This window comes from Arthrobacter sp. TJ-254 (genome assembly GCF_058269175.1).
Genome location: NZ_JBZCNF010000005.1, coordinates 93,028 through 115,829, shown reverse-complemented (window position 1 = coordinate 115,829; position 22,802 = coordinate 93,028). Strand labels below are relative to the sequence as shown.

General features: G+C 65.4%; 23 protein-coding genes and 1 pseudogene. 14 read left to right on the top strand and 10 right to left on the bottom strand.

Annotated features, from left to right (window positions below; all coding sequences use genetic code 11):
* Nucleotides 1-60: 60 nt before the first annotated feature.
* Nucleotides 61-768 (bottom strand): TetR/AcrR family transcriptional regulator, encoded by a 708-nt coding sequence (locus AC4D14_RS14800; RefSeq protein ID WP_490903419.1) that lies wholly within the window; start codon nt 766-768, stop codon nt 61-63.
* Nucleotides 769-857: 89 nt separating this feature from the next.
* Here AC4D14_RS14800 and AC4D14_RS14795 point away from each other — a divergent pair, with 89 nt between their 5' ends.
* From AC4D14_RS14795 to AC4D14_RS14785, 3 genes are all read left to right on the top strand, one after another.
* On the top strand, nt 858-1,886 hold the full coding sequence (locus AC4D14_RS14795) for an NAD(P)-dependent alcohol dehydrogenase (RefSeq protein WP_490903418.1): 1,029 nt from the start codon (nt 858-860) through the stop codon (nt 1,884-1,886).
* 150 nt (nt 1,887-2,036) lie between these two features.
* The gene (locus AC4D14_RS14790) at nt 2,037-3,644 is read left to right on the top strand and encodes an AMP-binding protein (RefSeq protein WP_490903417.1); all 1,608 of its coding nucleotides are present in this window, start codon (nt 2,037-2,039) and stop codon (nt 3,642-3,644) included.
* A 106-nt stretch (nt 3,645-3,750) separates the two neighbouring features.
* Nucleotides 3,751-4,479, top strand: coding sequence for a TetR/AcrR family transcriptional regulator C-terminal domain-containing protein (locus AC4D14_RS14785; RefSeq protein ID WP_490903416.1), 729 nt, complete (start codon nt 3,751-3,753; stop codon nt 4,477-4,479).
* A 123-nt stretch (nt 4,480-4,602) separates the two neighbouring features.
* On the opposite strand, the gene AC4D14_RS14780 is transcribed toward AC4D14_RS14785, so the two are convergent.
* Both AC4D14_RS14780 and AC4D14_RS14775 read right to left on the bottom strand, forming a co-directional pair.
* Entirely contained in the window at nt 4,603-5,319 is a 717-nt protein-coding gene (locus AC4D14_RS14780) for a DUF4386 domain-containing protein (RefSeq protein WP_490903415.1), read from the bottom strand.
* A gap of 122 nt (nt 5,320-5,441) precedes the next feature.
* Nucleotides 5,442-6,629 carry an FAD-dependent oxidoreductase gene (locus AC4D14_RS14775; RefSeq protein ID WP_490903414.1) on the bottom strand — a complete coding sequence of 396 codons (1,188 nt, stop codon included), beginning with the start codon at nt 6,627-6,629 and terminating at the stop codon, nt 5,442-5,444.
* 150 nt (nt 6,630-6,779) lie between these two features.
* Between AC4D14_RS14775 and AC4D14_RS14770 the strand changes: the two genes are divergently transcribed.
* Complete coding sequence (locus AC4D14_RS14770) at nt 6,780-7,799, top strand: LacI family DNA-binding transcriptional regulator (RefSeq protein ID WP_490903413.1); 1,020 nt, start codon at nt 6,780-6,782, stop codon at nt 7,797-7,799.
* A gap of 36 nt (nt 7,800-7,835) precedes the next feature.
* Here the strand turns inward: AC4D14_RS14770 and AC4D14_RS14765 are convergent, their stop codons facing one another.
* Both AC4D14_RS14765 and AC4D14_RS14760 read right to left on the bottom strand, forming a co-directional pair.
* A complete protein-coding gene (locus tag AC4D14_RS14765) occupies nt 7,836-8,426 on the bottom strand; it encodes a hypothetical protein (protein WP_490903412.1) in 591 nt (196 codons plus the stop codon).
* 132 nt (nt 8,427-8,558) lie between these two features.
* Nucleotides 8,559-8,933: a DUF2087 domain-containing protein gene (locus AC4D14_RS14760; RefSeq protein ID WP_490903411.1), complete on the bottom strand. Its 375-nt coding sequence runs from the start codon at nt 8,931-8,933 to the stop codon at nt 8,559-8,561.
* Here AC4D14_RS14760 and AC4D14_RS14755 point away from each other — a divergent pair.
* The 4 genes from AC4D14_RS14755 (at nt 8,916) to AC4D14_RS14740 (ending at nt 12,098) form a co-directional block, all read left to right on the top strand.
* Nucleotides 8,916-9,602, top strand: a complete 687-nt coding sequence (locus AC4D14_RS14755; protein WP_490903410.1) for a cupin domain-containing protein — start codon at nt 8,916-8,918, stop codon at nt 9,600-9,602. The two genes, AC4D14_RS14760 and AC4D14_RS14755, sit on opposite strands and share 18 nt — an antisense overlap.
* 39 nt (nt 9,603-9,641) lie before the next feature.
* On the top strand, nt 9,642-10,409 hold the full coding sequence (locus AC4D14_RS14750; RefSeq protein WP_490903409.1) for a sulfite exporter TauE/SafE family protein: 768 nt from the start codon (nt 9,642-9,644) through the stop codon (nt 10,407-10,409).
* An 86-nt stretch (nt 10,410-10,495) separates the two neighbouring features.
* Nucleotides 10,496-11,527 carry a Rossmann-fold NAD(P)-binding domain-containing protein gene (locus AC4D14_RS14745; RefSeq protein ID WP_490903408.1) on the top strand — a complete coding sequence of 344 codons (1,032 nt, stop codon included), beginning with the start codon at nt 10,496-10,498 and terminating at the stop codon, nt 11,525-11,527.
* Nucleotides 11,520-12,098: a dienelactone hydrolase family protein gene (locus AC4D14_RS14740; protein WP_490903407.1), complete on the top strand. Its 579-nt coding sequence runs from the start codon at nt 11,520-11,522 to the stop codon at nt 12,096-12,098. The genes AC4D14_RS14745 and AC4D14_RS14740 overlap by 8 nt, the downstream gene beginning before the upstream one ends.
* Nucleotides 12,099-12,122: 24 nt before the next feature.
* Here AC4D14_RS14740 and AC4D14_RS14735 read toward each other — a convergent pair whose 3' ends face one another.
* On the bottom strand, nt 12,123-12,869 hold the full coding sequence (locus AC4D14_RS14735) for a YqjF family protein (RefSeq protein WP_490903406.1): 747 nt from the start codon (nt 12,867-12,869) through the stop codon (nt 12,123-12,125).
* A gap of 627 nt (nt 12,870-13,496) precedes the next feature.
* Between AC4D14_RS14735 and AC4D14_RS14730 the strand changes: the two are divergent.
* A pseudogene (locus AC4D14_RS14730) lies at nt 13,497-14,165 on the top strand (alpha/beta fold hydrolase); the annotation flags it as partial.
* 74 nt (nt 14,166-14,239) lie between these two features.
* Here the strand turns inward: AC4D14_RS14730 and AC4D14_RS14725 are convergent.
* Nucleotides 14,240-14,575, bottom strand: a complete 336-nt coding sequence (locus AC4D14_RS14725) for a VOC family protein (protein ID WP_490903712.1) — start codon at nt 14,573-14,575, stop codon at nt 14,240-14,242.
* A 97-nt stretch (nt 14,576-14,672) separates the two neighbouring features.
* On the opposite strand from AC4D14_RS14725, the gene AC4D14_RS14720 reads away from it, so the two are divergent.
* Complete coding sequence (locus AC4D14_RS14720) at nt 14,673-15,362, top strand: hypothetical protein (RefSeq protein WP_490903405.1); 690 nt, start codon at nt 14,673-14,675, stop codon at nt 15,360-15,362.
* Between the two features lie 44 nt (nt 15,363-15,406).
* On the opposite strand, the gene AC4D14_RS14715 is transcribed toward AC4D14_RS14720, so the two are convergent.
* A complete protein-coding gene (locus AC4D14_RS14715; protein ID WP_490903404.1) occupies nt 15,407-16,486 on the bottom strand; it encodes an ATP-dependent DNA ligase in 1,080 nt (359 codons plus the stop codon).
* Between the two features lie 172 nt (nt 16,487-16,658).
* Nucleotides 16,659-17,564, bottom strand: coding sequence for a KPN_02809 family neutral zinc metallopeptidase (gene ypfJ / locus AC4D14_RS14710; RefSeq protein ID WP_490903403.1), 906 nt, complete (start codon nt 17,562-17,564; stop codon nt 16,659-16,661).
* 306 nt (nt 17,565-17,870) lie between these two features.
* On the opposite strand from ypfJ, the gene AC4D14_RS14705 reads away from it, so the two are divergent.
* Nucleotides 17,871-18,746, top strand: coding sequence for a Rieske (2Fe-2S) protein (locus tag AC4D14_RS14705; protein WP_490903402.1), 876 nt, complete (start codon nt 17,871-17,873; stop codon nt 18,744-18,746).
* A gap of 9 nt (nt 18,747-18,755) precedes the next feature.
* On the opposite strand, the gene AC4D14_RS14700 is transcribed toward AC4D14_RS14705, so the two are convergent.
* Nucleotides 18,756-20,255 carry an MDR family MFS transporter gene (locus AC4D14_RS14700; RefSeq protein ID WP_490903401.1) on the bottom strand — a complete coding sequence of 500 codons (1,500 nt, stop codon included), beginning with the start codon at nt 20,253-20,255 and terminating at the stop codon, nt 18,756-18,758.
* A 274-nt stretch (nt 20,256-20,529) separates the two neighbouring features.
* Between AC4D14_RS14700 and AC4D14_RS14695 the strand changes: the two genes are divergently transcribed.
* The 3 genes from AC4D14_RS14695 to AC4D14_RS14685 all read left to right on the top strand — a co-directional run bounded on the left by AC4D14_RS14695 (nt 20,530) and on the right by AC4D14_RS14685 (nt 22,783).
* Nucleotides 20,530-21,306 carry a thioesterase family protein gene (locus AC4D14_RS14695; RefSeq protein ID WP_490903400.1) on the top strand — a complete coding sequence of 259 codons (777 nt, stop codon included), beginning with the start codon at nt 20,530-20,532 and terminating at the stop codon, nt 21,304-21,306.
* Nucleotides 21,307-21,408: 102 nt separating this feature from the next.
* Nucleotides 21,409-21,693, top strand: coding sequence for a DUF427 domain-containing protein (locus tag AC4D14_RS14690; RefSeq protein WP_490903399.1), 285 nt, complete (start codon nt 21,409-21,411; stop codon nt 21,691-21,693).
* Between the two features lie 58 nt (nt 21,694-21,751).
* Nucleotides 21,752-22,783 carry an aldo/keto reductase gene (locus AC4D14_RS14685; protein WP_490903398.1) on the top strand — a complete coding sequence of 344 codons (1,032 nt, stop codon included), beginning with the start codon at nt 21,752-21,754 and terminating at the stop codon, nt 22,781-22,783.
* Nucleotides 22,784-22,802: the final 19 nt, after the last annotated feature.

Here is a 22,802-nt window from a genome sequence, read left to right as displayed (position 1 = left end):
TCCGGCGCGCGGGTGCGGTAGCCTGCCAGGGCTTACAGCGCGGAAACCAACGACGAGGCGTCAGTGCTCGTGCCGGGTTCCTTTCGGTTCCCCACCGGACCCGGGAATCAGCCGCGCGAGGCCGTCGAGGATCAGGCTCAGTCCGAAGTCGAACTCATCACCGAAATCGTATCCGGGCTTAAGCACGTGTTCGGTGGCGATCTCGACCATGTGGGGATACTCGCCGGTCGAGAAGAGTTCAACAATCGGTGCTGTGACCTCTGCCGCGGTGTCCCGCCCGTTGAACGGCAGCGCCGCTTCCTGGAGGGCGAATCCGTAGATGTAACTGTCGAGCAGGGCATAGGCGTGCGCCGTCAGCTTCACCGAAAAGCCCGCCGCCCGCAGGGTGGCCAGGGTCGCCTCGTGGTGTAGCAGTGTTGCCGGGCCGGGGGAGGATCGGGATTCGAGCAGTCCCGCCGCCCATGGATGGCGCTTGAGCACCTCGCGCATCGCATGTGCCCGGCGGTGCATTTCATCCCGCCAACCGCCCCCCGGGGAGGGCGGTTGGATCTCGCTGAAGACAGTGTCGACGATGCCGTCCAGGATCGCGTCCTTGTTGGCGACATAGTGGTAGAGCGACATCGGCTTGGTCCCCATGCGCCGGGCAAGGGAGCGGATGGTCAGTGCGGCGAGTCCCGATTCATCGGCAAGGTCTCGCGCACAGCCGAGGACCGTCTCCCGGCTGAGCGGAACGCGGTGGGCGGGGCGGTCCTGCGTATCCGATGTCATTGATCCTCCGGGCTATAGCGCTTTCGTACATTGTACGTTACCGTGTCGTACACTGTACGAATCTCTTGGATTCCTGAAAGGAACCAACCATGGAAGCTGACCGTACGCACTCCGCAAAGACCGCGCCTACCGCCACGCCTGCGGCCCCGATGCGGGCGATCGTGCAGGAAGCCTACGGCCCCGCGCACGTGCTGCATCTGGCGGAGATCCCCCGGCCGAAGGTCAGGGAGGACGAAGTGCTGGTCAGGGTCCATGCCGCAGGACTGGACCGGGGAACCTGGCATGTGACAACGGGGCTGCCCTACGCCCTGCGCCTTGCCTACGGCATCCGCGCCCCCCGGAATCCGGTGCCCGGCCTGGATCTGGCCGGAACGGTTGAAGCGGTCGGAGCGGCGGTCACGCGATTCGCTGTCGGCGATGAAGTCTTCGGCGTCGGGAAAGGCCCATTCGCCGAATACGCGGCGGCAGCTGAACGCAGGCTGGCCCGCAAGCCGTCCAACCTCAGTTTCGAACAGGCCTCAGTGGTTCCGGTCTCGGCAAGCACCGCGCTGCAGGCCCTCCGCGCGGCCGGACCCGTGTTGCCGGGGCAGAAGGTACTGATCCTCGGTGCCTCGGGCGGGGTCGGCACCTTTGCCGTGCAGCTGGCAAAGGCCTCCGGTGCCGATGTCACGGGCGTCTGCAGCACCAGCAAGATGGATCTTGTGCGATCTCTCGGTGTCGACCGCGTCATCGACTACGCCAGGGAGGACTTCGCGGACGGAGCCGAGCGCTACGACGTCATCATCGACATCGCAGGAAACCCCGCCCCAGCCCGGCTGCGCCGGGCCCTCACCCGCACCGGAACGGCGGTGCTCACCGGCGGCGAGGAAGGCGGGTCCTGGACCGGCGGGCTTGACCGCCAGTTCCGGGCACTTGTCCTCTCCCCATTCATCAGCCAGCGGCTCATGATGCTCATGGGCAAAGTGGGTACGGCCGACCTCGAACACTTGGCCGGGCTCCTGGCAGCAGGGTCCCTCACCCCGGTCCTGGACCGGACCTACCCGCTGGAGCAGGTTCCCGACGCCATGCGCTACTTCGACGCTGGCAAGGCGCGCGGAAAAGTGGCAATCACCATCTGATCCCGTCGGCTGCGGTCGGCAGCGCTCGGATCTGCTCTTCTTTTTTGAGCGGATTGCTGCGAGTCTGGGCCAATAGTGCCTCGGCTGGGGATCGGAGCAAGGAGTGCCTCCGCCCGGACGCGGCAGTGACCACAGGAGGAGACCAGCCATATGACCGAAACCGTCCTCAGCGTCGAAGCCGTCCTCGCCCGGTACTCCGATCCCGAAGCCTGTGCGGCGTCGTTGTTGTGCGATTCGCATGATCCGGCGGGCATCGCCTTCTCCATTGTCGAGGCCGACCTTTCCAGCGAGGACATCACCTACGGTCAGCTTCGTGAGCGCTCGGAACGGGGGGCCGCCGCCCTGGCCGGCCTCGGTGTCGGCCCGGGTGATGCCGTCGCTACCCTCATGGGCAAATCAGCGGATCTTGTGGTCATGCTGATGGCTATCTGGAGGCGCGGGGCAGTCCATGTACCCCTGTTCACCGCGTTTGCATGGCCGGCAATCGAATTCCGGCTGGCGTCCTCGAACGCCAAGGTTGTCATCACCGACGCCGACCAGCGCGAGAAGATCAAGGAACCGACCGCCGCCGTGGTCATCGTCGGCGGACGTGCCGAGGCGCCGGACCTCGCCCTCGCCCCGCTGCTTGAAGCCCAGCCGACCGGCATCCCTGCTGAAGCTGTCGGAGGTGAGGGGCCCCTGGTCCTCATCTTCACCTCAGGGACGACGGGAACGCCCAAAGGCGTCCCCGTACCCCTCCGGGCACTTGCCGCATTCCGCCACTACATCGAACTCGGGCTGGATGTCCGGAGCAGCGACGTCTTCTGGAACGCAGCCGACCCCGGGTGGGCGTACGGCTTGTACTACGGCATTCTCGGCCCTCTGGCGGCGGGAAGGCGGTGCCTGCTGCTGCACGCCGGCTTCTCGGCCGAACTGAGCTTCGCCGTCCTCGAGCGCTTTGGGGTGACGAACTTCGCGGCCGCCCCCACCGTGTACCGGACGATGCGGTCTAAGTCCGAGCTGATGACCGGGAAGCTGCGCCTGCGCAGGGCCTCCTCGGCCGGCGAGCCCTTGACACCCGAAGTGATCTCCTGGGCGGAGGAGACGTTCGGCGTCCCCGTCCGGGATCACTACGGGCAGACCGAACACGGCATGATGATCATCAACGGCTGGCATGACTCGATCCGCAAGGACCTGCGTCCCGCGTCGATGGGCCATCCCATGCCGGGTTGGCGCTGCGCCGTCCTCGAGAATGAATCCGACGAGGAGGCGCAGGCAGGGGAGATGGGGCGGGTGGCGGTGGATGCCCCGGCAAGCCCGATGATGTGGTTCAAAGGGTACGACGGTGCCCCGGAAAGAACCGCTGAACGGTTCAGCGCCGACGGCCGCTGGTACGTCACGGGCGATGCGGGAATGAGCGATGCTGATGGCTACTACTATTTTTCGGCCCGAGACGACGACGTCATCATCATGGCCGGATACCGCATCGGCCCCTTCGACGTCGAGAGCGTCCTGTCCACGCATCCGGCGGTCCTTGAAAGCGCCGTCGTCGGTGCTCCCGACGAAATCAGGGGAGAGGTGCTGGAGGCCTATGTTGTCCTGAACGAGGGAACGGACGGCGACGCGGCCCTCGTTCAGGAGCTGCAGGAGCTCGTCAAGACCCGGTTCGCGGCCCACGCCTTCCCGCGCAGAATTCATTTCATCGATGCGCTTCCGAAAACGCCCTCCGGCAAGATCCAGCGGTACGTTCTGCGGGCCCGGCGCGCTTCCTCGGAATAGAGGCCCCGGCGCAGGTCAAAGCAGCAGGTTTTTGCCTGCGCCTCGCCGACGCGTACGCTGTACTCCTGTCGAAGGGACAGGTTGGCGAAGTGAGAGGGGGTCGACGATGACCCAGCACACCCAGACCGAGCGGCGCGTGCGACTGAACCGGGACCGGGTGCTGCAGGCTGCGGTCGCCCTTGCCGACGAGATCGGCATCGAGTCACTCAGCATGCGCAGGCTCGCACAGGAACTCCACGTTGCGCCCATGGCGCTCTACAAGCACGTCGCAAACAAGGAAGAACTCCTGGGCGGCATGGTCGACGTCATCGTTGGCGAGATCGAGCCTCCGCTGGGCGCTTCCGACTGGAAGAACGCGGTCCGGTCGAGAGTGCTCTCGGCAAGGCGGGCCCTCCAGCGGCACCCGTGGGCGCGCCGGGCAATCGAGACCCGAACCAGCATGACGCCTGCCGTACTCGACTACGTTGAGTCGTTCATCGGCGCGTTCCTGGCCGGCGGGTTCTCCGTGGATCTCACCCACCACGTCATGCATGCCCTCGGTGGACGGATGTGGGGGTTCACCCAGGAACTTTTCGATGACCCTGCCGCCCCGAAACCTGAGGCGTCGCCGGATGCCGCACGGGCAAGGGCCGCCATGCTCGAGCAGGCGGCGCAGCGATATCCGAACGTGGTGGCCGTCGCCACGTCGATGCCGCACGACGAAGGTTCAGTGGTCGGTCACGGCTGTGACGACCAGTTCGAGTTCGAGTTCGCCCTCGACCTGCTGCTCGATGGCTTTGAGCGCCTTCATGCGAGCGGTTGGACATCGCAGGCAGCGAAACTGGATCGCCGATAGCAAGCCCGGGAACCCTGCCGGCTGCTCCGTGCGTCATGCTCCGGGAAGGGCACGGCGGCGGGCCGCGCCGTGAGGCACAGCCCGCCGCACTGCAGTCGTCCCGGGGGCGAGAACGCTCGCCTATTACGCAGGGACGGATTCGCTGCGTGCCGGTTCCGATGTGGCGTTCAGTGCCGTCAGCGCGGAAGGTCGAAAGCCCTTCGCAATCAGGTAGACGGCAAGGCACACCTCCCAGGCGAACACCGGGAGGGCGGCGATGACCGCCCATGCCGAAACCTGCTCGTAGAGCCCGAACATCTGGGCGGCTCCCGAGGCGAAGACCAGAGGGCCTCCCACGAGTCCAAGCACGGCGATGAACCGAGGCACCAGGCCCGAGCGGTACAGCAGGTACGCGAGCAGCAGAGTGTTTGTTCCACAGATGAAGCTCGGTCCGACAAGGAAGGTCCAGTTGTTGAATGCCACAAGCGCGCTGCCGAGGGCGATCGCATCGGGACCCGTTTCCGGCAGGTCCTGACGCAGGGTTACGAGCGCCAGAAGGGAAATGACGCCGGCGGTGATGACGGCGGCCTCGAATGTCCGCAGCGCAGCATAACCGAGGGCGGCGCCTTCGTTTTGCCGCTTGACCACGGGGAAGAGGACGACGCCTGTCCCAATGATTGCGACTGCGAGCAGCACGTCCAGGAAGGCTGCCAGAAGGATCAGCGTGTCCGGCCCCGGACCGGCAATGTAGTCGGGGTTGCTGAGAACCGGAACATAGAGAACCCGCGCCGTGATTGAAGTGACGTGGGTAATCAGGAAGAGGATGCCGGCGACGATGGCAATCCTTCGGGTTGAAGTCATTTCCCACTCTCTCCTGTAGCTGTGGTGTACGGCGTACACCATCGACATCAAATCTAGGTATACGCCGTATACAAGTCAAGAGCAGGAACGATTTGCGCTGCGGAGCCGCTTTCGTGCGGGCCTCACCGGAGCGGTGCCTTCCAGGACAGCACTGACATTCCGGCCCGTGCGGCCAGGTGCCCGGGGATGGCTCTCAGGATGGAATTGCGGATGCTGATGCCGGGCTTGCCGCGGAGATCCGCTCCAATTTGCCCGGCGCGGTGGGAGCGGCGGGCCATCCATTGGGTGCGGGGACGGCGCTGGTCATCGAAAATCTGCAACGCGGACGCGAGGGTGGCGCCGTCGTTGACCGCCCTGGCGATGAGTAGACCGACGCATACACCGTCCTCTAGGGACGAATTGGCTCCTTGCCCCATCGTCGGCACCATGGCGTGGGCGGCGTCCCCGATCAGGACGGTACGTCCATGAACGAAGGTCCCGAGTTCCGGCGCGAGCGCATAGACGTTATGGCGCATTATCCGGTGGCCGGGAGTTGCCTCAATCAGCGATGGCACCGGTTCAGCCCAGCCACGGAAGTGGTCAAGCGCATCAGCTTTCTCATCGGGCGAGTCCTTCTCTTCCGCTGAGTGGGTGTAGCCGTACCAGTACACCTGGCCGGCGCCGATTCTCACGGCGCCGAACTCCGTGCCGGGACCCCAGCGGACAACGACGCCATCGCTGACCAGGGCTGAATCATCAATGACGCCCCGCCAGGAGGACTTGCCGCTGTAGTGCGGTGTCGTCACCGGAGCCAACAGGGTCCTCAGGGCGCTGCGCAGCCCGTCGGCTCCGACAACGAGGTCCGCTTCATAGGAGTTGCTTCCGTCCTCTGAGCCCGTCCGAACTATCGCCCGTGGTCCGTCAGCCTGTCCGGGGTCGATAGAGGTGACCCGCACGCCGTTCACAAGGGTTGCCCCTTGGGCCGACGCCAGTAGAAGGCGATGCAGTTCCTGCCGGTGGATCCCGTAGAATTCCGGTGCTGGACTGGCTCCTCCGTTGCCGGGAATCCTTATCAGCCACCTGCCTCGTTCGTCCATGGTGCCGGCCATGTGAACCCGATGGCCGGCCGCCCGGGCAGCGGCGGCGGCACCCACGGCTGCAAGGGCGGACAGGCCGTTCGTTGTGAGGGCAAGGCCGGCCCCGACTTCGGCGAAGCTGGGGGCCTGTTCGAGCACCGTCACGTTCCACCCCTCGCGCAGGAGAGAAGCCGCGGCGGTGAGTCCGGCGATGCCGCCCCCGACGACTACCGCATTGTGTCCTTGCTCGGCCATGGTTCCCTCCCTCGTCCTTCATGGGCAATCGTAGGCGGAGGACGCCGGAGAGGTGAGCGTCGGCCCGGCTGGCCTTAGTGGAAGGGGGAGACGAAGGGAATCACTCCTGTAGGCACGCGGTTTTTGGAGAAACCCACGTAAGGTCGGGTTGTGAGCGGGAGTGGAGACGAGGTGCGGGCACGGGTGACAATTGCGGATGTTGCCGCAGCCGCCGGCGTCTCGCGGGGCACCGTTTCACGGGTCATGAACGGTGAGGCTTATGTGTCCGACCGTGCCCGCGTCGCCGTCGAGGACGCCGCGGCCCGGGTCGGGTACGTGGCGAATAAGGCGGCACGCGACCTGGCGGCTGGAAAGTCGCGGACCGTTGCGGTGATCGTCGATGAGGCCCGCACGCGGCTGACCGGCGATGCGAACACCTCGGCTCTGCTGCTCTCCCTCCAGGCGGGCCTTTCGGCACACCGCTACCGCGCGGTCACGGTACTGCTGGGAGCCGGCGACGACGACAGGAGCGCGGCCCAGTTCCTTCGGTCGGGGTCGGTCGATGGCGTGATCCTGTTGTCCGATGAACAGTGCCCACGGGTCCTGGAAGCGATCGAGGACACAGGGCTCCCCGCCGTCCTGATGTGTGAACCAACCCGTTCAAGTGGGCCCGTCTCAGTATCGATTGACGACGAGTCCGCGGCGCGGGACATCACCTCCATCCTGGTGGCGGCCGAACGCCGTCGCATCGCAATGATCGCGGTCGGTTTGAACACCGGCTATGGGCGGGCGCGCCTGCGCGGGTACAAGTCAGCCCTCGGGCCCCGTTTCAACCCCGACCTGGTCATCGAAGCGGCCGGTGTCACGTACGAGGCCGGCCAAAATGCCATGGAAGTCCTGTTGAAGCGGAATCCCGGCGTGGACGGCATTTTTGTCGCGTCCGACGTCGTTGCTGCCGGCGGCATGCAGACTCTGCTCGACATGGGTCACCGCATCCCGGAAGACATCAGCGTTGTGGGTTTCGACGGTAATGAATGGTCCGAGCGGAGTAAACCGGCCCTGACAACGGTAAGGCAGCCGTTGGCCGATCTCGCCAGGGAAGCGATCAGCGCGCTTCTCGGTCTGCTCACCGGCGCACCGGTCGCGAGCGTCCGGCTTCCGGCCCGTACATTGCACAGGGAATCAACCTAGCCGAACCCAGCACCAGCGCCTCTTGTGCCGAAATCATCACGTCGCTACGTTCGGCGACCCGACGTCCTGGATGTGGACTTCCGGGGCGAAGGCTGTCAGTTCTTTGGCTAATGGCAAGTGGTGCAGGTCCGGGTCGCCGAATTTGTATTCGATCAGTACGCGAACCCCGTTGAGAGTGGGGTCCACGTAGATGTCAGCGATCCTGCTCGATTCATCCGGGTCGTATTTGGACAGGAGTTTCTCCTGGAGGTCCCTCAGATAGCTCAGGGATTTTCCGTTCCCCTGATGCCCGATCAACTCGCCTTCGGGGTCAAGCTCGTTGCGGAGCGCCGCAAACTCTGCCTTGGACCAGGCGCTCTCCGCCGCGGTCCAAACCCGCACTGTCTCAAAGGACCAATCGAAGTGTGCGCCGCCGAACTCGTCGGGATGTTCTTCCACATGGCGCACGACTTGCTCGTACACGCCGCGGAGCTGGGCACTGGGGCCGCCTGCATCGTATCGATACGGGAGCACCACGCGGGCATCGTCGTGCGGCTCGGGAGGGGTATTCCTGTTCGGCAGCCCGCAGGCGGAGAGAAGCAGCGACACACAGGAAACAGCTACCAGGATGCCTTTCACGCGCTTCATCGCCACCCCATTCGGACGAGCACGGATGGAGGAGAATCCTTCAGACGTGCTGGTATGCACAGAGTCCGCCCGGCGGACAGATATGTCAATGGATCATCGGCCGCTACCGGGCTCCCTGTTGAATCTGCGCTTCTATTGGGTTTCGTCAGTGTCGATGACCAGTGAATACAAGGTGCCTGCCCGGGTTCTTTCCATCAGTTCGGCGTCGACTAGGTACCGGCGCAGCGTGACGTAATCCTTGGCGTATTTCTTCAACCGTTCATTGACGTCTTTTTCTGAAAGCTCTTCACCGGGCTTGAGGGCGTCAGCGGCGACCCACTTCAGCAGCTCGTACCGTTGACGCTGGTTCGCTGGATATTGATCGATCCTGCCATCCACCAGGAAGCGCTGAATCCCTTCACGTCTCGGTCCGTCGTCGTGCTCCTGCAGGAGTGACCGAAAGATACCGGAGTTCAGCACCCACCCGTTGTCGTTGAGCACCAGACCTGAGTGGGCGAGCTGTTCCATCGCTTTCGGGCGCTTTCCGGGCGGTACGGCCAGACCCCTGTTCCGGGCATCCTCCAACACCATTTCCGCGAAAATGATCCGAAGTTTATCGTTGCTCAGCGCTGCCAATACTTTTCGCCAGTTGTTCACAATTCCTTGCCTGATCTCCCGCTCGTCGCCGGCTGGGCCGTGGTGCGTCGATCCTACGCCGCACCCGCCCGGCTGGGGATGCTGGTTACCCGTTATCCCTTCAAGCTCGACCGTGAGCGGCAGGTGATGGACAGAGGTTATGTTGGGGCTATGGCATATGGCACCCCGGCTTCGCTCGTACGAAACGTTGAAGACTTGCCCGAGGAGGGTTGGAACGACGAGCGGGGCACCGTGACGTGGCGGACTCTGTTCTCCGCTGACAGCACGCCGACCTCAATGCTGGTGACAGGGGTCGCCGAGCTGCCCGAAAGGGGCTTCCTCGCCCTGCATCGACACGACCAGGCTGAAACGTACTACGTTCTCTCCGGCACTGGAGCAGTCACTCTTGAGGGCCAGGAGCACCAAGTCAGGGCAGGGTCAACCACATTCATTCCCGGCGGCGCCGAACATGGAATCAGGAATGATGGTCCGGTTCCGCTGGCATTCTCTTATGCGCTGGCCACAGACAGTTTTTCCGACGTCCATTACCGGTTCTCCTGACGTGTCATTCGGTTACAACATCAGCGATCGGACTCGGGTTTGGTCGAATCGACGGTAATACTCCTCGCGGGATTCTGTGCCGGGCTGATCAACGTTGCCGTTGGATCCGGAACCCTGGTGACATTCCCAGTGCTGCTGCTGTTCGGGCATCCGCCCCTGGTGGCCAATATTTCCAATAACATCGGGCTGGTCGCCGGAGGGCTTTCCGGGGCGTGGGGATACCGCCGAGAACTCGCCCCGAACAAGGACCTGCTTTTGCGGCTCCTGCCGGCTTCTGCAGCCGGCGGGATCGCGGGGGCTGTGCTGCTGCTCGTCCGCCCCGCCGGGGCATTCCACACGATAGTTCCAATCCTCATCACCCTCGGGCTGCTGATGGTGGCATTCGGGCCCACAATCCAGCGGCGCACAGCCCTCAAACGCCAGAACCATCCGGTGCGCGCCACCGGGAAAAATGCCGTCCTGCTGGGGGGCATTCTCGTGCTGGGCGTTTACGGGGGTTATTTCGGCGCGGCCCAGGGCGTCCTCGTCGTGGGCCTGATGAGTCTCACAACCGTTGTGGCGCTGCAGCAGATTAACGCGGTGAAAAACGTCCTGGTCACAGCCGTGAATGCAGTAGCGGCAGGGATCTTCGTGGTTGCAGCAGGGGAGTCAATAGACTGGGGCGCCGTCCTTCTGATCGCCTGCGGTGCGTCAATCGGAGGGTTCATTGGAGCGAGATTCGGGCGGAAGCTCTCCCCGCTTGTGCTCAGGGCTACCATCATCGTGGTCGGAAGCGCGGCCGTGATCCGGATGGTTTTCTTCAACTAGTTTCGATGCCTTCCTCGCTCAATCCGCGGGAGAACCAACTGCGGTTGTAGGGCCTCCATCCGCTCCTTCTGACCTATGGTGTCTTGATGAAGCTTCTTATCCTTGGCGGCACCGCATGGCTCGGTCGTGAGATTGCCCGCGAAGCGGTCGGGCGCGGACACGAGGTGACGTGCATGGCGAGGGGCGAATCGGGTTCGGTCCCCGCCGGTGCGTCACTCGTCCGGTCGGATCGGGACTCAGAGGACGGACTGGCTCGGGTGGCCGCCCTTCAGTGGGACGCGGTCGTGGATGTGTCCCGCCAGCCAGGCCAGGTCAAGCGCGCAGTCCGCGACCTCGCAGGGAGCCGCTACTACCTCTTCGTCTCCTCGGGAAGCGCGTACGCCAATCAGGGACCGCTGGGCCAGGATGAAGCTGCGCCGCTGCTCCCGCCGTTGGAATCGGATGTCATGGAAACGATGGAATCCTACGGAGAGGCAAAGGTCGCCTGCGAGCAGGCCGTTCTAGACGGATTCGGCCACCGTCGCAGCATGATTGCGCGCGTGGGGCTGATCGGGGGCCCCGGTGACATCTTCGGGCGCACCGGATACTGGCCACTACGGTTTGCGCACCCCTCTGTGCCGGACGGAACGGTGCTCATCCCAGATACCCCGACGTTGCCCACCCAGGTCATCGACGTGCGGGACCTTGCGGCGTGGCTCGTCCGGAGCTGCGAGGTGAGCCTCGGCGGCACCTATAACGCGATGGGCGAGACCGTGCCTTTCCACGAACACATCGCTGCCGCAAGGGCGGTCGCCGGTCACCAGAGCCCTGTGGTGAAGACCGGCAATGACTGGCTCCACTCGCACGGCGTCGCCGACTGGGCAGGCCCGAAATCCCTTCCGCTGTGGCTGAGCGATCCAGGCTGGCAGGGGATGAACGCGCGATCCAATCAGCGTGCCAAGTCCGCAGGTATGCTGCTGCGGCCGCTTGAAGAGACCTTGAGGGCCACCCTGCGGTGGGAGGAAGCCGAGGGCATCGACAGGCCCCGGCGCGCGGGGCTCTCGCCGCATGAGGAAGCGGAGTTGCTCGCCGAACTGGTCCCGGGCAACAACCAGCTCAGAAGGGAGCGACATGGTTGAGGTGCTTTTGTTCCACCACGCACACGGGCTTACGCCTGGTGTCCGCAGTTTTGCAGACATGCTTGCGAGGAGTGGGCATGACGTCCACCTTCCGGACCTGTACGAGGGCCGCTTCTTCGATGACCTCGAATCCGGGATTGCCTTCGCCCAGGAAACCGGGGTCGGAACCCTGATCGAACGGGGCCGGGAGGCAGCAGACACGCTGCCTCCCGGTCTCGTCTATGCCGGATTCTCCCTCGGCGTACTGCCCGCCCAAATGCTTGCCCAGACCCGTCCCGGCGCCAAAGGCGCCCTGTTCTTCCATTCGTGCCTCCCGGTCTCCGAGTTCGGTACGGCGTGGCCCCCGGCGGTGCCGGTGCAGGTACACGGCATGGACGCCGACCCGTTCTTCATTGGCGAAGGCGACGTCGACGCCGCCCGCGCCCTGGCTGAATCGTCACCGAACGCCGAACTGTTCCTCTATCCCGGTGGGCAGCATCTGTTCGCCGACAGCAGCCTTCCCTCGTACGACGGACAGGCGGCGGGGCTGCTCGCAGAACGCGTGCTGGGCTTCCTTGACCGCGTTGCTTAAGCGAATACTCGGCCGACGGGCCGGTCAGGGCACCGGAATAGACCTCGGCCGTCCAAACAGCGTCCGGACGCCGGGGGAGAACAGCACAGATTCTGGTGGGCCCTCGACGTCAAAACCGGCCGCCCGCACCAAGCGGTCCTCCAACCTGACCAGCGAGGCCGGATGAAGCGGCCACGGCCGGTGTGAGTTGGGGATGAAGACGGTTCGGCCAGCAATGCGAGCGTGAAGCCCGAACCGGGCGGTGAGTTCGAGCGAAAGGCGATCATCGGCCTGGCTGGCGGTGTCGGCTCGAACGACGAAGGACGACGTTGCCTGCCCACCGTAGCGGTCGACGTCGTATCCATAGGTCTGGGCGGCGCCGGTGCTCGAGGGCCGACACCGTGACCAAACGTAGGGGATCCCGAAGGCGCGGGCGGTATGCACAATGGCGAGCCTCGACGCATCGAGCGACACGAATACAACTCCCCGCGACCCGTCCGTCGCCTTTGAATATAGACGCACGTTTATTTCAGTGGTGGACCCGAAATAAGGAGCCGGGACGGCCGCGCCGATGCGAGTTCCGCCCATACGAAACCCGATCAGACCAACCCAGGTAGATCCCTCAAACACGTCCGGCGCGACGCCGGGCGGCATATACGGCGCCGCAGCGGAAACGGGAAGGCGCCAGTGAAGGAAGACTGTGTCGCTCCAGAATTGATCCAGGAACACGGGCCGGGGCAGGGGCGGTGCAGCCGGCCATGGGTCCGAGGCGTCTCGGCGATCCGATTGCATGCGGCAAACCTAACAGCAATACTGCCTGGTTTCCACAGATGCGAGCCGACGCTTATCCCATCCCGATATGCGGAAGTTTCAATCATTGATCGTTTTCTTGAATGCCTCTCATCGATGGGCCCTTGACTCAAATCGACCGGCCGGGTAACGCGCTAGCCGTTCGTGTTCTTTTCTGTCGGGTTGCAAAGATTTAATCGCTGCCGCCACGGCAGCGCGTGTCATCTATCCATTTGTTCGCGCGGGGAATTACCCCCTTATAGTCGGTCCGATGATGCCGGCCCTGGGACGCCGCTGGTCACGGCTGGGCAGGAGGTCAAGTGGAGTGGCGACGGTGCCCTTCCCGGTCCGGCCTGTTGCCCACAAACCTAGACGAACCGACAAAAGGGGGAAGAATATTAGTCAACGTCGTGGCCCATAAAACAATCCACGCAACGGTTCACCATTCCGCCGTCGCCCCCTTTCGGTCGGTGAGACGGCCATACTGGGATTTCACTCCCAATGTACGAGATATTTACCTGTGCCATCAGGCTGGTCATTCCCAATTCCTGCCGGCCGGAGAAGCGGTCGTAGCTCCAAAACCCCACCGCCAAAACTCCGTTGCGGCGGCTGTTCATCATCCTGGTCCTGGTGTTCACACTGGGAGTGGGACTTCCCCCGGCCGTGGGTAGGGGCACCGAGACTAAGAGCCACGCGGTCAAACCGACGGTGGTCCTCGTGCATGGCGCCTTCGCCGATGCATCCGGCTGGGCGGGTGTCATCGAGAGACTCCAAGCGGATGGCAACCCGGTGATAGCCCTGCCTAATCCGCTGCGCGGCATCATTGAAGACGCGGACTACCTGAGGTCGTTCCTCACGACGATTCCCGGTCCCCTCATCCTCGTCGGCCATTCCTACGGGGGTGCAACGATCACCAATGCCGCAACGGGCAATCCCGAGGTCAAGGCGCTGGTCTACATCAGCGCGTATATCCCGGAGGAGGGTGAGACCCTGGCCGAGGCTGGTGTGCTGGGCGGAGGGAAGACCGACACCGGCAACCACCTCATCGCGCGGCCGTACCCCGGCGCCCGGAAGGGGACGTTGATCTCTATATTGACCCGCTGTTCGTCCACGGACTCTTCGCACAGGACCCCTCTGCCCGGGAGGCCACGATCCTCGCCGCGACGCAGCGTCCCTTCACGGCCCGCTCCACCACTACTCCGTCAGGGCCGGCGGCGTGGAAGACCATTCCAAGCTGGGCATTGGTGGGCACCGAGGACCGTTCCCTTCCTCCGGAGGCGGAGCGGTTCATGGCGGAGCGCGCCGGTGCCACGACCGTCGAGATCTCCAGCTCGCGGCGCAACCCCAGTTCTGGATACCGCCCGGGCTCCTGCCTACTGCCCGGTGAAGACGATGCGATTGCCGTCGGGATCCTCAATCGCGATAACCCTTGAGGATGTGGCGGTTTCCACGCCGCGGTTCGGGATTGCGAGCTCATTCAACTGTGCGGCCCGTGCAGACAGGTCCGACTCGGCCAACACCATCGTTGAACGCCCTGCCCGCCCCGGCTCGGCCCAGACCTGGAAACCGGCGGAATCGATCACGTGCCACTCGAGAAGTCCGTCCATGGGGCGGGCATCGGGATCCCGCCCGAACAGTGCTGTGTACCAGGCAAGGGCCGCATCCAGATCACTGACCGTCATCTGCGCGAGGACATGCTGAACCGCCACCGTGCCACCTCCTCGAATCGACTTCCGTCAGCCTCGATAATGATCGGTGAGTGGCGGCGGCGCTAGGTGCCACCGGACCCGGGGACGGATTCCAACAATGAATTCCCAGACGATTGGTCGGTGGATCAGGGCCGGCCTGCTCGCCCTGCCCGTGTACGGGCTGCTCACCGCCTGGTCCTCGCTCAAGCCCCAACCGGATCAGGAGGTGAATACCGAGGCGTGGGCGGAATTCGTCAGTTCCCCTCAGTACCTCGTCAGCCATTTGATTGGCAGCACCGGTGGAACGATTATCGCGATTTTCGGCGTCTTCGCGCTGGGTGCATGGCTCGCACCGAGTAGGAGCGGGGCACTGGCGTTGGCAGCAATGGTTGTCACATCGGTGGGGCACGCGCTCCTGCTTGTTCCAGCGGTGATTTCCACCTTTGCAACGCCCGCAGTGGGACGTGCCTACCTCGAGGGCATTCCCGGCGTGATGCGCATCGAGTTCCCGGGAGCCATTACGGGAACCTACCTTCTCGGGCTGCTGCTCGCCTTCTTGGGCAACATCCTGCTGGGAACCGCTGCCTGGCTCTCGGGCACCCTTCCGCGTGGCGCCGCAGTGTTGTGGGTGGTTTCCGCCGTGATCTTCTATCCCCTCGGAGTGGTGCTGGGGATGGTGACCACCGGGGCAAGCCTGCTGACACAACCGATCGGAGCGCTGCTGCTTGCGGTGGCCGGGGGATGGATCGCATGGCACGCATTCCATCACGATCTCCTCACCCCGGCCCCCGCGCACGCGGGGGCCTGAGCCGTGCTGCACCCGTGTAGGCGCGGGGTCACGGTGCGGTCAGGTCACGTGTCCTTTCCGGCGGCCGCCGGGAGGATCTGGGCGAGGTCGTAGCGCACCGGTTCCTCGAGCTGGTCGAATCCGCACGATGTCGGTTCCCGGTCAGGGCGCCAGCGGTTGAACTGGGCGGTGTGACGGAAGCGCCGGCCTTCCATGTGGTCGTACCGGACCTCCACCACCCGTTCGGGGCGCAGGGGAGTGAACGAGAGGTCCTTGCCGACCGCCCACCTGCTGCCCTCGGCATTGCGCGGGGTGCGGATTCCCTCCTCCCCGCCTACCTCCTCCCAGGGATGGCCTTCGATGGCTGTGACGAGCGGCTGCAGTTCGGCGAACAGTTCACGCCGGCGGGCGGCGGAGAAGGCGCCGATCACCCCCACCGCCATGAGGTCGCCGTCGTCGGTGTAAAGCCCGAGCAGCAGGGATCCGACGCTCTCGGCGTCGCCCTTGTGGGTGCGGTACCCCGCAACAACACAGTCGGCGGTCCGCTCGTGTTTGACCTTGACCATTGTGCGTTTGTTGGGCTGGTAGGTGCCGTCGAGCGGTTTGGCGATGATCCCATCGAGCCCGGCGCCTTCGAACTGCTGGAACCACCGAAGCGCCACCTCGCGGTCGGTGGAGGCGGGGGTGAGGTGGACCGGTGGGCTGGCCGTGGCGAACACCTCCTCGAGCATCCGGCGGCGCTCCTCAAAGGGCCGAAGCGTCAGGTCGGCGTCGTCAAGGGCCAGCAGATCGAAGGCGACAATACTCGCCGGCGTGTCCTGGGCGAGCTTGGCAACCCGGCTCGCCGCCGGGTGGATACGCTGCTGGAGCACCTCGAAGTCCAGGTGCTCGCCGGTCACGACGACGATCTCGCAGTCGACCACGCACCGCTGCGGAAAGTTGTCCAGGACTGCAGCTATCACCTCTGGAAAGTATCTCGTCATGGGTTTGCCGTTACGTGACCCGATCTCCACCTCATCCCCGTCCCTGAAGATGATCGACCGGAACCCGTCCCATTTGGGTTCATAGCTCATTGCGCCGTCCGGCATGCGCGCTGCGGCCTTGGCCAGCATCGGCGTGACGGGAGGGTTGACGGGAAGGTGCATGCTGTCCCTTTCGAGTGGGGCGGTGGCCGGCGTGCCGCGGTCGATCAGTGTCCGCCAGGCGGTGACCCAGGCATACGCCGCGATGCCCGGAGCGCTGTGTGGTTACACCCTAACGAACCGGCCCGCCTCGGGAAGGGGGTGCAACCGGGACACTTGCCGCGGCCCCGGGCGGTCAGGGGGCGTCGAGGTTGCTTGCGCTGAAGGTGTCGCACTGATTGATGTCGCCGGTTGAATATCCCTCAAGGAACCAGGCCTGGCGTTGCTGGCTCGAACCGTGCGTCCAGGCCTCCGGGTTCACCTGGCCCGTTGCCGACTTCTGGATCCGGTCATCACCAACGGCCGATGCGGCCGACAGGGCATCGCGCAGGTCGGTGGTGGTGAATTCGCGCAGGAACGGTTCGCCCGTCTCGGGGTCGGGGGTGCTTGACGCGTGGGCCGCCCACAGCCCCGCATAACAGTCGGCCTGCAGTTCGACCCGAACGGCCCCGGATTCCGGACCCTGGGGGTCCTGCTGCCCGGCCTCAAGGGTGTTGGTCAGACTTTGGATGTGGTGTCCAAACTCGTGCGCGATGACATATTCCTGCGCCAGCGGCCCTCCGGAGGATCCGAACCGGGTTACGAGGTCATCGAAGAACTCGGTGTCGTAGTAGGTCTGCTGGTCCGCCGGGCAGTAGAAAGGGCCGACGGCGCTGGTGGCGCTGCCACAACCGGTGTCCGTCCGGCCGCTGAATAGGGCCACCCCGGGTTCGCTGTACTGCACGCCGTATTGGTCCAGGTAGGGCAGCCAGAAACTGTCGAGGCTCTCGGCAGTCGCGAGGATGCGGCAGTCGAGGCGCTCGTTGGCATCGGTTCCCGTCCTGCAGGACGTTATTGCCTCCTGGGCGCCCGCACGGCTGCCCTGGTCCTGGCCCGTGCCGTCCTCGAGCCCGAGCTGGCCCACCACTTCGGGACCAAACAGGAGGGAGAGGATCAGCACGAGGCCGCCACCGAGGCCGCCGCCAATGGCCACGCCGCGCCCCCTGCCGCGCCGGTCGCTCACGCGCGAGGGGTCGAGGCGGACGTTGTCGTTGAAACTCATTGACCAACCATAAGCCAACTGATGGTTTCTTGGGCAGTGCGAGTGAAGCGACCCAGCGAGGTGGTGAGGCGGTTCAAGGTGCGGCGGGAAAGAGGTGATGGTCGCCGTGGACGGTTCGCTGCGGCGGACCTCCGGCGTGCCATTGTGCCAGTGTCCGGCCGTTGCTCCAAGGGAAATTTAGCGCGGGCCTGCCGGCTTGCGGCACCCCGGGCGCCCCTGACAATAGGGTTACCGCCCCGCGGTCTTCCGGCTTGAGGGAGCACCGCGCGCGTGACCGGGCGGGCCGCCGACCCGAAGGAGAACTCCGTGAACCCGCTGCACTCGCTGGTCGATGCCCTTGAAGGATTCAAAGCCCTCGATACTGTCGCGGCGCCCGTGGCATCGGCCGTGGAAAAGACCCTGAGGCCGCGCGCCCTGCGGAACGCCCTGAGCGGCACGGCCCTGGGCCACCGGCTGCACCCGGTCCTCACCGACATTCCAACCGGCGCCTGGACCATGGCGACGCTTCTCGACCTGGTCGGCGGGCGGGACTCGGAACACTCGGCGGACCTCTTGGTGGGGGTGGGCATTGCCTCGGCCGTCCCGACGGCGCTCAGCGGAGCGAACGACTGGGCGGACACCGTAGGAAAGGACAGCCGGGTAGGGCTGGTCCATGCTGTGGGGAACAGCACCGCACTGGCCCTCTACAGCCTTTCGGCTGTGGCGCGTCGGCGGGGCAACCGCACCGCCGGCACCATCCTGGGGGTCGGCGGGTGCGGCGCCCTGCTGTTCAGCGCCTTCCTCGGCGGACACCTGAGCTACGCGCGCGGCGTCAACGTCAACCGCACGGCGTGGCGCGAGGGCCCCGCGGCGTGGACACCGGTCCTGACGGACGGCGAACTGGCTGACGGCGCGCGCCGCCTGGTGGAGGCCGACGGCGTGTCGATCCTGTTGTACCGCGACGGCGGAACCATCAGCGCCATGGACAGCGTGTGCAGCCACCTCGGCGGTCCGCTCGAGGAGGGCGAGATCGCCGACGGCTGCGTCACCTGCCCCTGGCACGGCAGTACCTTCCGGTTCGATGACGGGACCGTCGTCCGCGGCCCGGCGAGCAACCCGCAGCCCGTGTACGAGGCGAGGGTCGACGACGGCATGATCACCGTCCGCCGGGCCGCTGCGGAGGAGAGCATCAGCTCCTCCTAGGGCCGGAGCCTAGTGCGCCGGCACGGCCGAGGAGTCCGGCGCGTTTTTGGGCTTGCGCACGAAGATGGCAGCGATCACGGCGGCCAGGGAGATGACGGCTCCCCAGATGAAGGCCACCTGGATGCCGCCGGCCAGGGCCGCAGTCTCCGACTGCCCCGCGGCCGCCAGGTTGGCCGCCACGATGGTGGTCACCGAGATGAACAGTGCCGTGCCGACGGCGCCGGCGATCTGCTGCACGGTGCCGAAGACGGCGCTGGCGTGGGAGTACAGGTTCGGCGTCACCGAGCCGAGCGCCGAGGTCAGCAACGGGGTCAGCATCAGGGCCAGGCCCAGGCTCCAGACGATGTGGGCGATCAGCACGAGGTGGATCGGCGTGGTCTCCGAGGTGAAGCTCAGGGCCACGAAGGAAGCCCCGATCAGCAGCGCCCCCGGCACCAGCAGGAGGCGCGGTCCCCGGCGGTCGAAGACCCGTCCGGTCCACGGTCCGAGGACGCCGATCAGGATGCCACCGGGCAGCAGCAGGAGGCCCGCGACCAGCGGCGTCTCACCCAGCACGCTCTGGACGTAGATCGGCAGGAGGATGATTGTGCCGAACAGGGCCATGAAGGCGAGGAACGTGGTCAGGATCGCGAGGGTGAAGTTGCGTGAGGTGAACGTGCGCAGGTCGAGCAGTGCACGGTCTGCGCGCTGGAGCCGGATCTGGCGCGCGATGAACAGCGCCAGGAAGACGATGCCGGCTGCCAGGGGAATCCAGGCGGGAACCGCGGCTTCGGCGCCAGCCTCACCGAGCCGGCTGAAGCCGTAGACGATGCCGCCGAAGGCCAGGGCCGAGAGGATCACCGACAGCACGTCGATTGCACTCTTGCGGGGGGAGGTGACGTTCGTCATCTTGGTTGCTCCCAGGCTGAGGGAGACCAGCGCGATGGGCAGGACGAGCCAGAACATCCAGCGCCAGTCAAGGACGCTGAGGATGGCGCCCGCGGCGGTGGGGCCGACGGCGGGAGCCACGGAGATCACGATTGAGATGTTGCCCATGGTGCGCCCGCGGGAGGCGGCCGGCACCAGTGTCATGACCGTGGTCATGAGCAGGGGCAGCATGATTGCGGTACCGCTGGCTTGGATCACCCGCCCGGTCACGAGGGTGCCGAAGCCCGGGGCGAGGGCGGCAACGAGCGTGCCGAGGCTGAACAGCGACATGGCGACCAGGAACAATGGACGGGTATTGAAGCGCTGCAGGAGGAAGCCCGTGATCGGGATGATGACCGCCATGGTCAAAAGGAACGCGGTGCTGAGCCACTGCCCGGCGCCGACGGTGATGCCGAGGTCCTCGACCAGGCGCGGGATGGCCACGCCGGTGATCGTCTCATTGAGGATGACGACGAACGCCGAGACGATGAGCAGGCGGATGACCAGTCGGTCCTTCGCGGAGACGTCCGGCTCGGCCGGCCTTGGTGCCGGCTTCGGCTGGACTGTACCTGGAGACACCTGTGGTGACGTGCTGCGAGGCATGAGCTCTCTTTCTTCTAAGACGGCGCCTACTTTTGCTTCTGCCGCGGATGCCGCGGCGTCCCCTTTACTCCCGGGCGGGAGCGCCGGCGCTTGGCTGGGTCCAGTTTCGACAACCCGCTCACCGCCTGCTCTATTCCGGTGGGTCGAAACTGCCGCCGGCACGCGGTGCCGAACCGCACGCGGCGGGGCCGGCGGCCGGCTGCATTAGCATGGTGCGGGTGCGCCGGAGCACGGCCCGGCGCTTCCCACCTGCTGATTCCCGAAGGAGTAGCGCATGCCCGGCTCGTATTACCGCTCACTGGGGGAGGGCCGTTTCGAATCCACCGTCCACGCCCAGGGGGCCTGGAATCCCGACGAGCAGCACATGGCACCCGTGGCGGGATTGCTCGTCAAGTGCCTCCTCGACTGCGCGCCCCGCCCGGACCTGCAGCTCGCCCGCGTGGGCTTCGACATCCTGGGCATGATTCCCGGCGGCGAATTCGAGGTGGCCACGCGGGTCCTCCGCCCGGGACGCACGATCGAGCTGCTCGAGGCCGAACTGCGTGCGCAGGGACGCACGGCGGTCACTGCGAGGGCGTGGCGGCTGGCCCGCACCGACACCGTCGACGTCGCCGCCGTCGAGGACGCCGCAATGCCCGGACCGGACCAGGCGGGCCCCTACGGCGGCATGACGCAGTGGCCCGGCGGCTTCATCGAATCCCTCGAGTTCAGGGTGGTGCCCGGTCACCGTCCGGGCAGGGGTCAGATCTGGCTGCGTTCACCGCTGGAACTGATCGATGACGGGCCGACGCCCGACCTCGTGCGCCTGAGCGGCATGATCGATGCCGCCAACGGAATCGCCGCGCGCGTTCGGCCCGGCAAGGGCAGCTGGATGTTCCCCAACGTCGACCTCCAGCTGCACTTCCACCGCCTGCCCGCCGGCGAATGGCTCGGTCTCGACACGAGGGTGACATTCGGGCAGGACGGAGTAGGGGTGACCTCGAGCGTCCTCCACGATCTCAGCGGGCCTTTCGGCCGATCCGAGCAGATCCTTACGGTCCGGCAAATCTAGGGCGGACAATGCCGATGGAATGGTTGGCGCCGCCCTGTCGTTTGACTCTTTACGACGCCGCAGCGGCGCCGCACATCCATGTCGACAAGAGATTGAGGAATCATGGCCAAGGCAGTCTGGAACAACGAGGTCATAGCTGAATCTGCGAACACAGTGATGGTTGAGGGAAACCACTACTTCCCCGAGGATTCCGTCAAGAAGGAGTACTTTCAGCGGACCGACACGAGCACGACGTGCCCGTGGAAGGGCAAGGCAACCTACTTCACGCTCGAAGTGAACGGTGAAAAGAATGTCGACGCGGCCTGGAGCTACCCGCAGCCGAAAGACGCAGCCCGTAACATCAAGGATCACTTCGCTTTTTGGCGGGGCGTGACGGTCACCGAGTAACCCGCGCGGCTTCCGCCTGCTGCACCGCTGAATCACTACCGGAACGGAGACACCACCCATGGAGTACCGCAAGCTAGGCAACAGCGGAACGGCCGTCTCGGCCTTCACGTTGGGAACCATGACCTTCGGTGCCGAGTCGGACGAAGCCACGTCCCACCGCATCCTCAGTGACTACGCAGCAGCAGGCGGAAACCTCATCGACACGGCGGATGTGTACACGGCCGGTGCCTCCGAAGAGATCGTGGGCCGCTGGCTGGACAAGAACCCTGCCGAGCGGGAGTCGATGGTCCTCGCCTCCAAGGGCCGCTTCCCTATGGGTGAGGGCGTGAACGACGTCGGCCTCTCGCGCAGGCACCTCCGCCGGGCCCTCGATGCGTCACTGGCCAGGCTCGGGGTGGAACACCTCGACCTGTATCAGGTGCACTCCTGGGATCCGCTGACCCCGCTCGAGGAGACCCTTGGGTTCCTCGACGAAGCGGTGCGCAGCGGCAAGATCGGGTACTACGGATTTTCCAACTACACGGGCTGGCAGCTCACCAAAGCCGTTGCGGTTGCCAAAGCCCGGGGCTACAGCCTGCCCGTTACCATCCAGCCCCAGTACAGCCTGCTGGTCCGCGGCATCGAGGCGGAGATCGTACCCGCAACCCTCGACGCCGGAATGGGCATGCTGCCCTGGTCACCGCTCGGCGGCGGCTGGCTCACCGGCAAGTACAAGCGCGACACCGCCCCTACCGGGACGACGCGCCTGGGCGAGAACCCCAAACGGGGGATGGAGGCGTGGGAGAAGCGCAATGCCAGTGAGCGGACCTGGCAGGTCCTTGACGCAGTGGATGAAGTGGCAGGAGCCCGCAATGTGACGTCCTCCCAGGTGGCGCTCGCGTGGGTCGCGCAGCAGCCCGCCGTCACCTCTGTCATCCTCGGTGCCCGCACCCAGGAGCAGCTCGCCGACAACCTCGCCGCCGGCGCACTGAAGCTTTCAGAGGCGGAACTGGACCGCCTCGACGCCGCCAGTGCCCCTGCCTTCGACGACTACCCCTATGGTGCCCCCGGCCTCGAGCAGCGCAGCCGCAACATCACCGGCGGACGCTGACCCGGGCGCCGGCCGCCGA

Coding starts and splice junctions, on each gene's coding strand:
- AC4D14_RS14800 (WP_490903419.1), bottom strand. CDS start 768: ATGACATCGGATACGCAGGACCGCCCCGCCCACCGCGTTCCGCTCAGC.
- AC4D14_RS14795 (WP_490903418.1), top strand. CDS start 858: ATGGAAGCTGACCGTACGCACTCCGCAAAGACCGCGCCTACCGCCACG.
- AC4D14_RS14790 (WP_490903417.1), top strand. CDS start 2,037: ATGACCGAAACCGTCCTCAGCGTCGAAGCCGTCCTCGCCCGGTACTCC.
- AC4D14_RS14785 (WP_490903416.1), top strand. CDS start 3,751: ATGACCCAGCACACCCAGACCGAGCGGCGCGTGCGACTGAACCGGGAC.
- AC4D14_RS14780 (WP_490903415.1), bottom strand. CDS start 5,319: ATGACTTCAACCCGAAGGATTGCCATCGTCGCCGGCATCCTCTTCCTG.
- AC4D14_RS14775 (WP_490903414.1), bottom strand. CDS start 6,629: ATGGCCGAGCAAGGACACAATGCGGTAGTCGTCGGGGGCGGCATCGCC.
- AC4D14_RS14765 (WP_490903412.1), bottom strand. CDS start 8,426: ATGAAGCGCGTGAAAGGCATCCTGGTAGCTGTTTCCTGTGTGTCGCTG.
- AC4D14_RS14760 (WP_490903411.1), bottom strand. CDS start 8,933: ATGGAACAGCTCGCCCACTCAGGTCTGGTGCTCAACGACAACGGGTGG.
- AC4D14_RS14745 (WP_490903408.1), top strand. CDS start 10,496: ATGAAGCTTCTTATCCTTGGCGGCACCGCATGGCTCGGTCGTGAGATT.
- AC4D14_RS14740 (WP_490903407.1), top strand. CDS start 11,520: ATGGTTGAGGTGCTTTTGTTCCACCACGCACACGGGCTTACGCCTGGT.
- AC4D14_RS14735 (WP_490903406.1), bottom strand. CDS start 12,869: ATGCAATCGGATCGCCGAGACGCCTCGGACCCATGGCCGGCTGCACCG.
- AC4D14_RS14720 (WP_490903405.1), top strand. CDS start 14,673: ATGAATTCCCAGACGATTGGTCGGTGGATCAGGGCCGGCCTGCTCGCC.
- AC4D14_RS14715 (WP_490903404.1), bottom strand. CDS start 16,486: ATGCACCTTCCCGTCAACCCTCCCGTCACGCCGATGCTGGCCAAGGCC.
- ypfJ (WP_490903403.1), bottom strand. CDS start 17,564: ATGAGTTTCAACGACAACGTCCGCCTCGACCCCTCGCGCGTGAGCGAC.
- AC4D14_RS14700 (WP_490903401.1), bottom strand. CDS start 20,255: ATGCCTCGCAGCACGTCACCACAGGTGTCTCCAGGTACAGTCCAGCCG.
- AC4D14_RS14695 (WP_490903400.1), top strand. CDS start 20,530: ATGCCCGGCTCGTATTACCGCTCACTGGGGGAGGGCCGTTTCGAATCC.
- AC4D14_RS14690 (WP_490903399.1), top strand. CDS start 21,409: ATGGCCAAGGCAGTCTGGAACAACGAGGTCATAGCTGAATCTGCGAAC.
- AC4D14_RS14685 (WP_490903398.1), top strand. CDS start 21,752: ATGGAGTACCGCAAGCTAGGCAACAGCGGAACGGCCGTCTCGGCCTTC.